Source organism: Echinicola rosea (genome assembly GCF_005281475.1).
Classification (GTDB): Bacteria; Bacteroidota; Bacteroidia; order Cytophagales; family Cyclobacteriaceae; genus Echinicola; species Echinicola rosea.
Map to the genome: position 1 here is coordinate 91728 of NZ_CP040106.1, position 13227 is coordinate 104954.

The 13227-nt window shown below is 44.4% G+C and carries 18 protein-coding genes; 6 read left to right on the plus strand and 12 right to left on the minus strand.

Going from position 1 to position 13227, the window contains the following annotated elements; all coding sequences use genetic code 11:
• Positions 1–4 precede the first annotated feature (4 nt).
• On the plus strand, positions 5–1138 hold the full coding sequence (locus FDP09_RS00450) for a beta-ketoacyl synthase N-terminal-like domain-containing protein (RefSeq protein ID WP_137400788.1): 1134 nt from the start codon (positions 5–7) through the stop codon (positions 1136–1138).
• Between the two features lie 165 nt (positions 1139–1303).
• On the opposite strand, the gene FDP09_RS00455 is transcribed toward FDP09_RS00450, so the two are convergent.
• From FDP09_RS00455 to dtd, 3 genes are all read right to left on the minus strand, one after another.
• Entirely contained in the window at positions 1304–1633 is a 330-nt protein-coding gene (locus FDP09_RS00455; protein ID WP_137400789.1) for a nucleotide pyrophosphohydrolase, read from the minus strand.
• Between the two features lie 83 nt (positions 1634–1716).
• Positions 1717–3225, minus strand: a complete 1509-nt coding sequence (locus FDP09_RS00460) for an ATP-binding cassette domain-containing protein (RefSeq protein WP_137400790.1) — start codon at positions 3223–3225, stop codon at positions 1717–1719.
• Positions 3226–3268: 43 nt separating this feature from the next.
• Positions 3269–3721 carry a D-aminoacyl-tRNA deacylase gene (gene dtd, locus FDP09_RS00465; protein ID WP_137400791.1) on the minus strand — a complete coding sequence of 151 codons (453 nt, stop codon included), beginning with the start codon at positions 3719–3721 and terminating at the stop codon, positions 3269–3271.
• A 33-nt stretch (positions 3722–3754) separates the two neighbouring features.
• Here dtd and FDP09_RS00470 point away from each other — a divergent pair, with 33 nt between their 5' ends.
• On the plus strand, positions 3755–4954 hold the full coding sequence (locus FDP09_RS00470; protein WP_137400792.1) for a hypothetical protein: 1200 nt from the start codon (positions 3755–3757) through the stop codon (positions 4952–4954).
• A gap of 31 nt (positions 4955–4985) precedes the next feature.
• Here the strand turns inward: FDP09_RS00470 and FDP09_RS00475 are convergent, their stop codons facing one another.
• Genes FDP09_RS00475 through FDP09_RS00490 form a run of 4 tightly spaced genes read right to left on the minus strand, consistent with a single transcriptional unit; the run spans position 4986 to position 7314 of the window.
• On the minus strand, positions 4986–5705 hold the full coding sequence (locus tag FDP09_RS00475; protein ID WP_137400793.1) for an NAD-dependent epimerase/dehydratase family protein: 720 nt from the start codon (positions 5703–5705) through the stop codon (positions 4986–4988).
• A 10-nt stretch (positions 5706–5715) separates the two neighbouring features.
• Positions 5716–6327 (minus strand): thioredoxin family protein, encoded by a 612-nt coding sequence (locus FDP09_RS00480; RefSeq protein WP_137400794.1) that lies wholly within the window; start codon positions 6325–6327, stop codon positions 5716–5718.
• 36 nt (positions 6328–6363) lie between these two features.
• Positions 6364–6780 carry a YkvA family protein gene (locus FDP09_RS00485; protein ID WP_137400795.1) on the minus strand — a complete coding sequence of 139 codons (417 nt, stop codon included), beginning with the start codon at positions 6778–6780 and terminating at the stop codon, positions 6364–6366.
• A 12-nt stretch (positions 6781–6792) separates the two neighbouring features.
• Entirely contained in the window at positions 6793–7314 is a 522-nt protein-coding gene (locus FDP09_RS00490; RefSeq protein ID WP_137400796.1) for a DUF7935 family protein, read from the minus strand.
• A gap of 104 nt (positions 7315–7418) precedes the next feature.
• Here FDP09_RS00490 and FDP09_RS00495 point away from each other — a divergent pair, with 104 nt between their 5' ends.
• On the plus strand, positions 7419–7739 hold the full coding sequence (locus FDP09_RS00495) for a HesB/IscA family protein (RefSeq protein ID WP_137400797.1): 321 nt from the start codon (positions 7419–7421) through the stop codon (positions 7737–7739).
• Between the two features lie 17 nt (positions 7740–7756).
• The gene (locus FDP09_RS00500) at positions 7757–8257 is read left to right on the plus strand and encodes a DUF6265 family protein (RefSeq protein ID WP_137400798.1); all 501 of its coding nucleotides are present in this window, start codon (positions 7757–7759) and stop codon (positions 8255–8257) included.
• Positions 8258–8317: 60 nt separating this feature from the next.
• On the opposite strand, the gene FDP09_RS00505 is transcribed toward FDP09_RS00500, so the two are convergent.
• From FDP09_RS00505 to FDP09_RS00520, 4 genes are read right to left on the minus strand one after another with little or no spacing between them, the layout of a single operon-like run.
• On the minus strand, positions 8318–8779 hold the full coding sequence (locus FDP09_RS00505) for a DUF4268 domain-containing protein (protein ID WP_137400799.1): 462 nt from the start codon (positions 8777–8779) through the stop codon (positions 8318–8320).
• Positions 8780–8787: 8 nt separating this feature from the next.
• Positions 8788–9153: a dihydroneopterin aldolase gene (folB, locus tag FDP09_RS00510; protein WP_137400800.1), complete on the minus strand. Its 366-nt coding sequence runs from the start codon at positions 9151–9153 to the stop codon at positions 8788–8790.
• 2 nt (positions 9154–9155) lie between these two features.
• Positions 9156–10106: a DivIVA domain-containing protein gene (locus tag FDP09_RS00515; RefSeq protein WP_137400801.1), complete on the minus strand. Its 951-nt coding sequence runs from the start codon at positions 10104–10106 to the stop codon at positions 9156–9158.
• Entirely contained in the window at positions 10103–11023 is a 921-nt protein-coding gene (locus FDP09_RS00520) for a WD40 repeat domain-containing protein (protein WP_137400802.1), read from the minus strand. Before FDP09_RS00520 ends, FDP09_RS00515 begins: the two co-directional genes overlap by 4 nt.
• A 39-nt stretch (positions 11024–11062) precedes the next feature.
• Between FDP09_RS00520 and FDP09_RS00525 the strand changes: the two genes are divergently transcribed.
• Both FDP09_RS00525 and FDP09_RS00530 read left to right on the plus strand, forming a co-directional pair.
• Positions 11063–11692, plus strand: coding sequence for a 4'-phosphopantetheinyl transferase family protein (locus FDP09_RS00525; protein ID WP_137400803.1), 630 nt, complete (start codon positions 11063–11065; stop codon positions 11690–11692).
• A 97-nt stretch (positions 11693–11789) separates the two neighbouring features.
• A complete protein-coding gene (locus FDP09_RS00530; protein ID WP_187328764.1) occupies positions 11790–12338 on the plus strand; it encodes a redoxin domain-containing protein in 549 nt (182 codons plus the stop codon).
• Here the strand turns inward: FDP09_RS00530 and FDP09_RS00535 are convergent.
• Positions 12331–13182, minus strand: a complete 852-nt coding sequence (locus FDP09_RS00535) for a transglutaminase-like domain-containing protein (RefSeq protein WP_137400805.1) — start codon at positions 13180–13182, stop codon at positions 12331–12333. The genes FDP09_RS00530 and FDP09_RS00535 overlap by 8 nt on opposite strands.
• Between the last annotated feature and the right edge of the window lie 45 nt (positions 13183–13227).

Consider the following 13227-nt stretch of genomic DNA (forward strand, 5'->3'; position numbering starts at 1 on the left):
TCACATGGGTTATAGTCATATCAGCATCACCAAGGCCATGGGCATCAATCCACTGGGATTCCATGCTTCTGAAGAAAATGACCGATACGCTTCTTCCCATCACGCACTCGATCAAAATGAACGGGGCGATTGGAAAGGCAGCATTCCAGATGAAATCTGGCGGGATATCAATAGCTACATAAGCAACCTCGGCCACAAGCCTGAGCGCTTTCCGGAGGAGGCCAAGCTGCTTTCATATTTAATCCATCATATGCGCCTCCAACCCAAAGATAAGCAACTGATCAATGCCGCTACTTCGAGGGGGAGCATTGATTTTCTTAGCCAGATGCAAACAGACCACCACAGCCTGCCGGTTTGGACTTCACCCCATTCCACCTTGGGTTTTCCCAGCAGTTGGCCTGCCTTGTTGCATGAAGCAGACGCTCCATTGTTCTTTCAGTCCTCCACCTGCAGCAGCTTCGGGCTCACCCTCCAAAATGCCTTTGCTTGGCTAAATAGCGGAATGGCTGACACCTTTATCGCAGCGGCGGTAGAGTGTCCTACGGCACCTTTGACCATTGACCAGATGAAAGCAATCCGTATTTACGCCCAAGATAAAGCCATGACCTACCCATGCCAGTCCATGGATTTCCAAAAAGCAAACAATTCCATGGTGCTTGGGGAAGGGGCATATGCTTTCCGATTGGAGAAAAACAATTCCCGAGGTGTGGCCTACCTCAAAGGAGTAGGATCTGCAATGGAAAAAATCAACCATAGCACAGAGCTTTCCCAAACGGGCGATTGTATCGTTTCGGCCGCCAATACCGTCTTTGGGGAATTTCCGATGGATAAAATCGACCTGATCATCGGACATTTCCCGGGGACAAAGCTGGGTGATTTGGCGGAAAAAACGGCTTATGAACGGATATTCGGCCAAGTTCCCTTTACCCTGTCAAATAAGTGGAAGATTGGCCATTCCCTGGGAGCTAGCCTAGCAGCCAATATGGACCTGGCCATTGCCATCCTTCAAAGCCAAACCATACCAAAGCTTCCTTCCTATATTCAACAGGAGTCCACTCCTCCGTCTGTCATGAACAATATCTTGATTACAGCACTGGGTTTTGGTGGGCAAGCCATCTGTGCAGTGGTGGGAAGATGAGGTAGATGTGTTGGGCAGGAGCAATTTGCAACCGACAGTTGGTAGTGGGCAGTTGACTTTCGCTTCAGCTATTCCTGACGCACATTTCTCTGGATTCTTAAACATAAAATGAATCAAATTTCCAACGTCTTATTCCCTACGCTTAAAAATTCGGGCTTAACACTATTATCCCTTCAGCTTTTCATTGTTCTTGTGCCGATCTTTGTCACGGATGTTTTTCTTTTCGAAATTCTTTTCCAATGCCTTGGTAAGGTCCACGCCCGTTTGGTTGGCAAGGCACATTAGCACCCAGAGCACATCGGCCATTTCATCGCCCAAATCGTTATCTTTATCACTTTCTTTATACGACTGCTCTCCATATTTTCTGGCGATAATCCTCGCTACCTCTCCCACTTCCTCTGTTAAAATGGCCATATTTGTGAGCTCGTTAAAATAACGGACACCAACTGTCTTAATCCAATGATCTACTTGTTTTTGTGCCTCTTCTATTGTCATGGCGAGTTATTGATTATAGTGTTTTTTTAACTTAGGTGGGCGTTACTACCTTAGCGCATTCCAACCTTCAAACATTTCAACGTTTAAACATTCTTAACTACTTTTCCCTCATCCAATACCAGTTCATGATCTACTACTTTGGGAATATCCTGATCATAATGACTGACGTAGATCATCGACACATCTGGATGGCTGCCAATATGGGCGACCGTTTCCCTAAAAAGCAGTCGCTGCTCATCATCCATACCCTGAGCTGCTTCATCCAATACCAACAACGCCGGTGACTTGATCATGGCCCTGGCAAGCAAGCAGAAGCGTTGGTTTTCGAGTGGTATCTGGGTCAACCTCATCTGGGCAACATGTTCGATCCTAAATAACCGCAGCCAATCCATTGCCTGCTTTTCCTGCTCTGCGGTCACTTTCTTAAACAGGCCTATTGTATCAAAAAGTCCTGATAGCACTACTTTTAGACAGGTTTGATTGGCCGGAAAGTACCTGGCCAATTCGGGAGACACAAAACCGATGGGGCGCTTGATGTCCCAAATGGTCTCTCCGGTTCCCCTCTTGCGATCAAAAAGCACCAAGTCATTTGCATAGGCCTGCGGGTTTTCACCATTGATCAGGCTAAGCAAAGTAGATTTTCCCGCGCCATTATGGCCTCGAAGTACCCAGCAATCGCCCTGCTTTACCTGCCAACTGACATCGTCAAGGATCACTTTTCCATTGTACTGGATGTGGACATGGTTCATCTGGATGAGGGTTTCAAACTTCACCACCGGCTTTTGTTGAATCAGCTCATCCAGTTTCATATGGTCAAACTGGCTCAAAGCAGCATGATTGACCAAGTCCACTTGTTGAAAATCCTCTCGTTTGGCTACGTCAGTGACCTTCCCTCCGTCCAAAATGGCCACATGGGTAATGGCTTCTGGAATTTCATCTGGAGAGGTGGTCATGATCACCTGAATACCAGATGCGGTAATTGCTTTCAGCACCTTCCCAAAGTGAGCCCGCATAGCCACATCCAATCCTGTCATCGGCTGGTCCATCAGAAACAACAGAGGGTTGCGAAGGAGGGCACAGGCAATCGCCAACCTTCTGGATTCACCATTGGATAGTTTTATCAATGACTTTTCCTTGAGCTCCTCAAGCTCAAGCAGCTCCATCACATTATCTACATTCCAGGGACCACTTTGCTTTGCTTCCACCCCTAAAAGCTCTTCCCTCACCGTGGCCGCTTCTTCCGATTCAGAAGAATTGAACCGCTGCTGATAGTAGAAATTCTGGAGGTTGGATTTGTTGGTAAAGGTGTATTTTTGGGAAACTACAGCGATCAGATCCCGAAAGCTGTTGATTTTTCCAGCAGCAGTCATCTCTAGCTGATAATCCACCGCAAAATCCCTCGTTACTCTTCCTGCCGACAAGATGGTTTTTCCCAGAATCGTATCAAGAAAAGCTGTCTTTTCCGATCCAGAGGCACTTAAAATGGCCCAGTGTTCTCCTGTGCTCATGGAGAAGTCCAACTGCTGAAATATGGTTCGATCCAAGTATTTCACCTTGGCATCATCTATGGAAAGAAATATATCCTGTGTCATTTATTGGTTTGGTTGCTTCTGTTTTTTGGCCTTCTCAACATCGCTACACTTTGTTTTTTGTATCAATCGTAATGGTCACAGGACCATCGTTGATCAAGGCCACTTTCATGTCCGCCCCAAACTCACCTGTCTGAATGGATTTTCCAAGATCCTTCTCGACGGTAGCAATAAACTGCTCATACAGTGGGATGGCCACATCCGGCTTCGCAGCTTTGATATAAGAAGGGCGGTTGCCTTTTTTGGTACTGGCATGCAGGGTAAATTGGCTAATCAGCAGAATATCTCCTCCTACCTCTAACAGGCTCTTGTTCATAACTCCCGCCTCATCACTAAAAATCCGGAGATGGACCATCTTCCTGCTCAGCCAAGCAATATCCTCCTCACCATCGGCATCCTCGATTCCTAAGAGCACCATCATTCCCTTACCGATCTGCCCTTTTATCTTCCCGTCAATTTTAACCGAAGATTCAGAAACTCGCTGAATAACTGCTATCATTGTATTGCTGTGTTAAATAAAATTTGAAGATAATTGAAATCAGGCAAGATATACAGTTTTAGCGATGTCATTTTGGCAATGGCCCTTACAATGGGTGGATTTGTGCTCTTCAACGGACTGCAGCCTCCCCTCCAGCATCACTTCAACCTTCTTTTTGATGCCAATCAATACGAAAAAGCATATGGATATTTTTCGGGAAAAACAGAATACTACCGAGTAAACTACCCCTTCAGCGTCCGTATTTTAGTGCCTTGGCTCGCTGCCCATTTGCCATTCGGAGACATTACCGAAAATTTCAAGGCAGTCAACCTGTTGTTTTCTTTGGCTTGGGTTCCGCTTTGGTTTTTGGTCTCCAAAAAAGTAGGATTAAACCGTATCAAGACATGGGTTGGATGGTTTTGGATCACTTTTCACTGGGTAGGAGTGTTAAAGGGAAATCTCTCCGATCCCATCACCGTGGATGTTCCTATTTATTTTTTCCAGCTATTCTTGGCCTATTGCTTGATCGCAAGAAAATGGGGATTCCTATTGCTGGCCACACCATTGATGACCATTCAAAAAGAATCCCTGCTGCCGCTGCTGCTGGTGCTCGCGATTTATCCGGGAATTTCGCTATGGCGACGTCATGACAAAAAAGCCCCCATTGCAATTTTAGCTGCTTTTTTGATCAGCTTACTCACGCTGAAAATAACGGGGCATTATTTTCCTCCGGCCAATGTTGGGAAGAACGGAGCGGTAAACCTTTTCTATAACACACTAGGATTACTTGGACACCCTGATCTCTTTTTTCGCTGGGTATGTGCCATCACGTTGGCTTATGGAGGATTTTTATGGGCTTCGATCCGCAATTATTCATTCAGGCCAAGTCCTATCCTGTCGCATCAGCAGTGGATGGTCCCTCTTGCCCTTACATATGCATTTTTCAGTCTTTTTGCAGGAGGTGATTTTACCAGAATAGCGTTTTTGGGCAGTCCCTTTGTGATGCTTCTATTACTACGGAATTTGGAATTGACCGCCTTACAGATGGGGATTTTGCTGGCCATCAGTGTCCCTGCCATGAGGTTACTTGGCTCCATTCCCGATGGGGGCACTGATTTCGAAACTTGGACGACATGGTATCCCGAATATGCTCCTTGGAATTGGCTAGTGATCTACTGCTGCTATACTGTAACAGTCGTTTTGGCTTCTTGGAGATGGCTAAAAAACACTGCATCAGATCAAAAAATAAATTAATCAGAAGCAGCCACTTTAGAATGAAAACTCCTCATTCAAAAATCTGCATTTCCTTGGATTCAATGATTTTCACCATTTCCAGTTCATCATTGAGCGCTTGGTGCAGCATCGCCTTGGCCACTTGATGGTCATAGATAGGCTTATACTTCTTAAACAGCCCAACTGAGGTAATGGCCTTGGCAGCCAATTTACCCAGACTTTCGCCGACACGGGTTTCTTTTCGGTCACCAAGCAATATAGATGGCCTGAATATCCCCAAATAACTGAAAGGAATCAATTTAAGATCTTCCTCCACTTCACCTTTTACTTTGGAGTAAAATACCGAAGATCGCTGATCTGCCCCAAGTGAACTTACATATAGAAATTTGCTAGCTCCCCACTGGCGTGTCCATTTTGCAAAACTGATCACAAAATCATGGTCAATCTTATAAAAGTTCTCCTTGGACTTGGCTTTTTTGATAGTCGTTCCCAACGCACAAAAAGCGTGGATAGTCACTTTTTTATCTTTAAAAGCTTGGATAAGCCCGTGGTTATCACCTCCGATATCTTCTCTACGAAAGGCATCCAGCAAGCTTAACTGGTCTAAATGATCGTAATCCACCACCACTTGAATAAGCTTGTGATGTTTAATGGCCAACTCCCGTCGAGAAACAGTAACCACATGATCGTATTGCGGTGCTTGAAACAGCTGGTGTAAAAGCTGCACCCCTATCAGACCAGATGCTCCCGAAACGATGGCAATGGTTTTCATATCAAATCATTTATTGGGTCAATAGCGCTTTAAACTCCGATTCCAAAGTGCTGTTTTTATCTTTGGCATACCAAAGATGAATGTTTTTTTTAAACTCTTCTGACGAAACACCCTTGGGGTCTTCCTTGTAAGCCACTAACATTTCTTGCAATGGACGAGGTCGTGGTCCCCAGGTGAACAACACATCCAACGTTTCTTCGTCCAATGCAATCAATTTGGGAATAGAACGCCCTCCATTGGTCAGAAACTCATCCATCACGGCCAAGTTTTCATCCCTCAAAATATAACGCACCTTCACGTTATCGTTAAAAGCCGCTAATTTTTCAATATACGAAATATTCTGCGCAGCATCTCCACACCACGCTTCAGTAAGCACTAACCATACTTGCTTGCGTTCCAACTTTTTCACTATTGCTGACGCCTCTTCGCTTACAATGGAGGTTTTATCCCAACGCTTCATCCGTTGGACATTCATCCGGGTATAGTCCATCATCGCTTCGGAATGGTTGGTTCCCGTGGTCTTGTTTTCTTTCAGCAACTGGTCAATAAGTGCACGGTACTGGGCATAATCCAAGGATTGTTCGATCAGGTCTTTGGTGATCTTAGAAGTAACGACTGTCATAAAATTCCGCTGTTTTTGTGCTATCAACAAGCACCATTAGGCCTTAGTTCGCTCCCATTCCAAAAAATCCTCTACATCACTTTGCATGCTCTTGAAAACGGCCAGCAGCACCGAAAGGTCATCTACAAAACCCAATCCGGCGATAAAATCCGGAATAAAATCCAATGGCATAACAAAATAAAGTAAGCCCAATACCACAAGGACTAAGGTCTTGGTGGAGAATGCGCGATATTCATTCTTATAATAAGCCTTCACCATCCGGATCAACGTTTCCAAGTAATAGCGAGATTCCTGAACAGTAGGGTTGTCAGCGACTTGGTGGAGTTTTTCGGTAACCCGTTCAAGCAGCTGGTGTAGCTTTTCCTTGCTTTGGGCGATTCCCTCCGCCTTCTTTTCATACATTCTTTTTGCCTTACCAAGCAAATTTCCTTGTTCATTGTTGCTGTATGCCATGTTCATCGTCGCTTAAAAGTATATTCTAATTTCAGATTTCACTTTCTTTAATGCAAAAGATATGCCGTCATTCTTTTGATCCAGAGCGCGTTGGAAAATCCGTTTGGCCAAATCCATCCCTTTATCATCAGGATTCACATCCTGCATGGAAGAATTCACCAAGGTAATCACACCTTCCACAGCACTTTTCACACTCTCCCAGGTATCGTCTGAGAAATAGACCTGCTGAGAAAGGTTATGATTATACTCTTCCCTTATCTCTTTCAACAACAGTCCATGAAGTTCCCTTGCCGAATAAGACTGGTCATTCACTCTTCTTACCAAATTATTGGGCGTAAGTCGCTCCAGCAAAAGACAAAGCCGCTCTCCAGCCTGCAACCTGATCGGCATGATGACTTGGGTGTTTTTGGTTTTCAGCTCGACTAACTTGGACTCCCGGTCTTTGGAAAGAAAGGAGACCACGACCAGGTACATCCCATAAATTACAAGCCCTGAAGGCAAAATAATCTTTAACAGTTCAACTATGTACTCCATTTACTATTTTTGATTAATTCCCGAATATCTAAAATATTTCAAAGACAAGTTGATTATTTGTCATTAATTTTGAACTATCCAATTGTCCGGAACATTAATAAGTCATGCTAATTCCAATTACCATTACAGAAAAAGCTCAGGAAGAGATAAAAAATATCATGGAGCACAAAAACATTCCTGCCGACTATTCCCTACGGGTAGGCGTAAAAGGCGGCGGATGTGGTGGAATGTCATATGCACTGGGCTTTGACAAGCTTAAAGAAGGTGATCAGCAGTTTGAATCGGGAGGAATTCCTGTATTGATCGAAAAGCGCCATGTCATGTTCTTGATGGGCATGCAGGTGGATTTTTATGAAGGGAATGATGCCAGGGGCTTTACGTTTGAGAACCCTGACATCCCTAAAAGACATGATATAACAGAATAAAATATTGTCCGATCCGTATGAAAAAGAGCCTGCTGATCTTATGGTTTGTCATTGGGACAGGTTTTCCGACAATGGCACAAGAAGTACTGCACCTTGAGCAGGGCAAACCTGCTGCGAATGGAAAGGTGCAGGATCTCGCTTGGATGGCTGGTTACTGGAAAGGGCCAGGGTTTGGGGGCGATTGTGAAGAATTATGGCTACCACCAGAAGGTGACAGCATGGTTGGGATTTTTCGTTTCACCCAGAATGGCAAACTGATTTTCTCTGAATTTATGGCAATTTATGAAAAAAACGGGCAGCTTCACCTTAAGGTCAAACACTTTAGCGACGATTTCTCTCCTTGGGAAGAAAAAGACAAATGGATCAACTTCCGCTTTATCAAAACTGAAGAGCAAACAGCATATTTCAGTGGCCTGACTGTTCAGCGAAATGGAAATACCATGACCTTGAAACTAGCCATGGAACACAACGGGGAGTCTTCCATAGAGACATTTGAATACCAACATTCGGATTTTTAAACTACCTCCTTCCATCAGAACAAAAACCTACGCTCAAACGTGAATCCCATGAAGAATCCACTATAAAAAATCCTCAAACGCTGGCTTTACATTGCTCCAAAATTCATCTAGCGCGATGATCCTAGGTTTTAGGAAAGAAATTATCGCAGGCCAGTCATCTTGGTTCATGACATTTACGCCATCCAGTTTTTTTTCAATCTTGGAGGTGGTCTTTCCGTAATTATCATAAGTATGGAGCTGCCAGTCCCATTCTTCTTCCAAAATGCCGTGTAGCATTTTTTTAAATGTCTCAAACTGCTCAAAAACAAGCTCCTGTAAATCGAGGTCCTTAAAATTGATCTCAATGCCGATGGCCGCAAATCCGCGTTCGGCCTTCATGCGAAAAAACACTTGTGGCACATGGGTCTTGTAATTTTGCCAGTTCACCCGACCTCCTTCTGCGGAAGGTACTGGCTTCATGTACTGCCCAAATGCCGTCCAAAAATCCTGCTTTGTTTTGGTGATTTCTGCTCTTTTATACACGTGCCTTATTATTCATAATCTTCAGGATATGAAACTTTCACAACGGAATAATTCACCACTCCCCCAAGGGCTGGGTTATGTTTTTTGATGATGATGTCAATGGATTTCAGCTTTGGATAAACTTTCAGGATATCCTGCAGCATCAAATGGCCCAGGTGCTCCAAAAGCTTCACTGGTTCCTCCATATGGGATTTGGCGATTTGGTAAATACGTGAATAATCCACCGTTTCATTCAGGTCATCATCCAACATAGCTTTCCTAAAATCGGTCTCCACATGAATATCCACCGTAAACCGGTTACCCAGCTTCTTTTCTTCAGAAAAAACACCATGAAAGGCATGAAATTCAATTCCCTCGAGTGATACTTTACCCATAATCAATCAAACTGGTCGAAAAATGAACCTGATGCCTTTTTCTTTTCGGACGGGGAAACCTCTCCCTCTGAGCCATTTTTAGTCTCTGAAAAGTCCTTCTCCTCAGGTGTTGGCTCACGCTCTCCAGGTTGGTTTGCCTTGGGGTCTTGTTTACTGCTAGGTGCATGAGGATCTTCCTTTTGGGAACCTTGCCCGGATTGCTTTTCCAGCGCAGGAGCCTCCAGGTCTGGAGCATGGGGATCCTCTTTGATTTCATCGGACGGTGCAGCGGGAGCTTCCTGTGCTGCTTGATTTTGCGGTCCCTCCTTTTTTGGCTCGATCACAAATGTATGGGACTTTTCTTTGGGCTGCTTGATGGCATCATCCGACTTAAAGTGAGGTGATTTCCGGCTCAGTTCCTTCACGGCCTTGGTATGTACATCTAAGTCAATCCGCTTGATATCCTCTTGTGACTGCTTTACATTTTCAAGACTGTCACTGGCCATATTTTTAAGGTTGCGGATGACAATCTCCCGCTGGGCCAGCAACTCTTCATAACTTTCTACCAAAGCCCCGACGTCCGCTTTCAAGTCCTCCATGATCCGCTTTGACCGGTTCTCCGCCTCTTCAATTATGCTTCTCGATTTATTCTTGGATTCCGAGATCATTGCATCAGCGTTCATTTGGGCTTCTTTCAGGATCAATTCAGCAGTTTTGTTTGCCTGCTCGATCATATTGGCACCTGTATCTTCGGCTGCTTTAAGGGTCCTGAAGAGCGAATCCTCCACTTCGCGGAGCTTAGCTGATTCTTTTTCGACTTGTCCCAGCTTCACTTGGAGTTCACGCTTTTCATCCATTTCTCGTTCCCATTCTTGCGAAAGGGATACCAAAAAGGAGCTCACTTCATCCTTATCGAAGCCTCTGAAGTTCTTTTCAAATGTCTTCTGACGTATTTCTAATGGTGTAATCTTCATAAATGTTCGTCTAATGCAATGTCCCAAATGGAGACTGTCCGATCATCGCTGACAGCCACTACTTGTTGGCTATATCGGCTCCAAATCACCTTATTTACGGATGTCCCATGCCCAGCGTGTCGGGATTTATCAATCACTTTCCGCAAATGAAACGTCTCCGTCTCCCAGAGCTTTATGGACTTGTCCATACTACAAGTTACAAAATATTTGCCATCTTCTCGAAAGGCCAAGTAATTGATCGCATACATGTGTGCGACGATATCCTCCACAGGCTGATACTCCTTAGCATCCCAGATTTTGAGGTGGGCGTCCCGTCCTCCACTGATCAGCAAATTCCCGTCAGGAGAATACCTTAGGGCAAAAACAGAATTGGTATGTCCCTCCATCTTGCTCACCGGTGCATAGGTTTTCAGATCCAGTATTTTCACCGTATGGTCACTCGCCCCTACGGCCAAATGGCCTTTAGCGGCATGCACATCCAAAACCCGGATATTTTCATCTCCCAGCTTGATATGCTTTAGCAAAGACCGCTCTTCAATATCCAGCACGGTGATCACACCATCTCCGGTACCCACATAGAGTCGTCCTTCATGTGATTTGATGTCAAAGATGGCGGCATCTGTAATTTTTAACGACCAAATTTCTTTATTGGTATTCAGATCGATCACATGAATCCCCTCAAAATTATGTCCGATAAAAAGCAGGTTGCGACTGGCATCGACCTCAAGGGCATAAACCGAGTTGGGCAATTTTGCGATTAGTTTCCCGTCCTTTGGATGTGCCAAATCCCACTTCACTACCATGCCGTCTCCGGCACCTGTAAAAAAAAACTGCGGATCATTCCCTTCTACCAAGGCAAATATGCTATCATTGTGTCCTGTCAGTGTATAAAGTTTATTTACTTGAATTTTTGACATATATTGCATTTAAATTCTTTCAATTCCGCGCTAAGCTATATGCAAGCAAAAATAGAAAAAATAAGTCCTTTATCTGCTTTGGCCATCAAGAATATTGAAGAACAGGAAAACAAACCTGTTGATTTTCTGAGCTTCCGCGAAAAACTGTCCTTTGCCAATATCAGCCATCCAGAAAAACGAAAAGAATGGAAAGGGGCACGACTCGCCATTAAATCCGCCCTTGACGTCATCAACATGGCCTATCCTGGTTTTTATAAAGATGAGCACGGGAAATCCTATCCCATGGATGGCTATGGCAACGTCTCCCTGACACATACCAAGGGGCTCGCCGCCGCCATATTCCACAAAGAAATGCCCGTGGGCATCGACATTGATTATGTAAAGGAAAAAGTCGTGAGACTCGGACCAAAATTCCTCGATCCCTCAGAAATCGAATTTTTAAACAATGACCCCATTCTCTACACCATTGCTTGGTCCGCCAAGGAGTCCATTTTCAAATGTCAGGGCAGAAAGGGCATAAGCCTGAGGCAGCACATTCTTCTTTCCCCCTTCTCTTCATCAGACAAGGTCATTAAGGGCAAAATCCACAACACCGATTTTGCTGACCATTATTACACCGTGAAGGTAGAAAGAGTGGGTGATATGATCATGACCTACACTATTTGGTAAATATCACCACAGTTTAGCCTGATTTTTGTTGTACACTATACCCATTATTCTTACCATGATCATGTGGAGATTTATTTTACCGCCTATCTTGGCTGTTATGACCTTTACAAACACCACTGCGCAGGAAATTGATGATTTTCAATTGCAGGACATGGTATCCAAAGGCACCTTTACCCTAAGCGACCATCAGGACGCCCCTGCTATAGTCTTGGTTTTTGTGTCCAATGGCTGTCCTTTTGTCCGACTTTATGAAGACAGGGTGATTGCACTTCAACATAAATTCGGTCCACAGGGGGTCATTTTCGCCTTGATCAATCCCCTTACGGGGTCTAATGAAGAGGAAAGTCAAAAAGCGATTCAAGAGAAAATAACTTCCAAGAAGTTGGATTTCCCCTACCTTGACGACAGCAAACGTACCGTCACCAATGCCTTGGGTGCCCAGAAGTTTCCAGAAGCCTTCGTGCTTACCCCTAGCCCGACTGGCTTTGGGGTGGTTTATCATGGAGCAATTGATAACAATGCCCAACTTCCGCAGGCAGTTACCAAAACGTACTTAAATGATGCCCTATCACATATCAGCAAAGGAAAACACCCTACCCTGAGTTACTTCAGGCCTGTAGGCTGCAATATTCAGTCCATTAAATAACCGGTGGTTCCAAAATCAGGAGCAACTGACGGATTTCGTCCACTTTTTCCGGCTCTCCCAGCTTGTCAAAAGCCACAATCAAATTCCGTAAGGTACGCTTTGCTATATCCAAATGGGTACATGGTTCAAAAAATTCATCCTTCGGAGAAATTTTCAGGTGTTCCAAATAATTATTGACATCCTGCCTACTAAAGATCAAGCCTTTGTTAAACGCATTGATGTATATCGCCGCATCTGGAGCCTTATAAGTCAGGACGAATAGATTGGGCAAATTCACCCCATAAACCGGCAACCCCAGCTTTTGGGCCACCAAATAATAAACCGAACACAAGCTGATCGGATTGCCCCTTCGGGTGTCCAGCACGTTGCTGATCATACTGTTTCCAGGGGAATGAAAGTTTTTTGTATTGGCAGAAAACCGCAATTGACTGAAAAGAATACTATTGATCAGACGGATTTGATCATAGGGAGACACGTCAGAATTAAACCCTGTCCATACCTCAAAGTAGATTTGGTTCATCTCTGCATTAAGCGTTTCAAACTCCAAGTCGGGATATTGGTATGTATTGATAATCCATAATCCTTTCAGCAGATCCTTTCCGCCGCCGGCCTTCCACTGTTCGAGCCTTTCCTTCAGCAAGTCAAACTGAAGCTGATGCACCAGCTCCTCAATCTCCTTCTGAACATCAGGGTTAAAACTGCTCTCCCATTTCTTTTCCAAAAAAGGAATGACATTATTGCCCAAAGAAATGATCTTGTCTCTTACATGATCTTTGACTTCTCGGTCGGTATCATCCAATAATGACACCAAAGCATTCAACTCGTTTTCGGTTAACTTTTCCATACGCATTCACCCAATAGCTGGCCAATAACAACTTTTCTGAAGTAC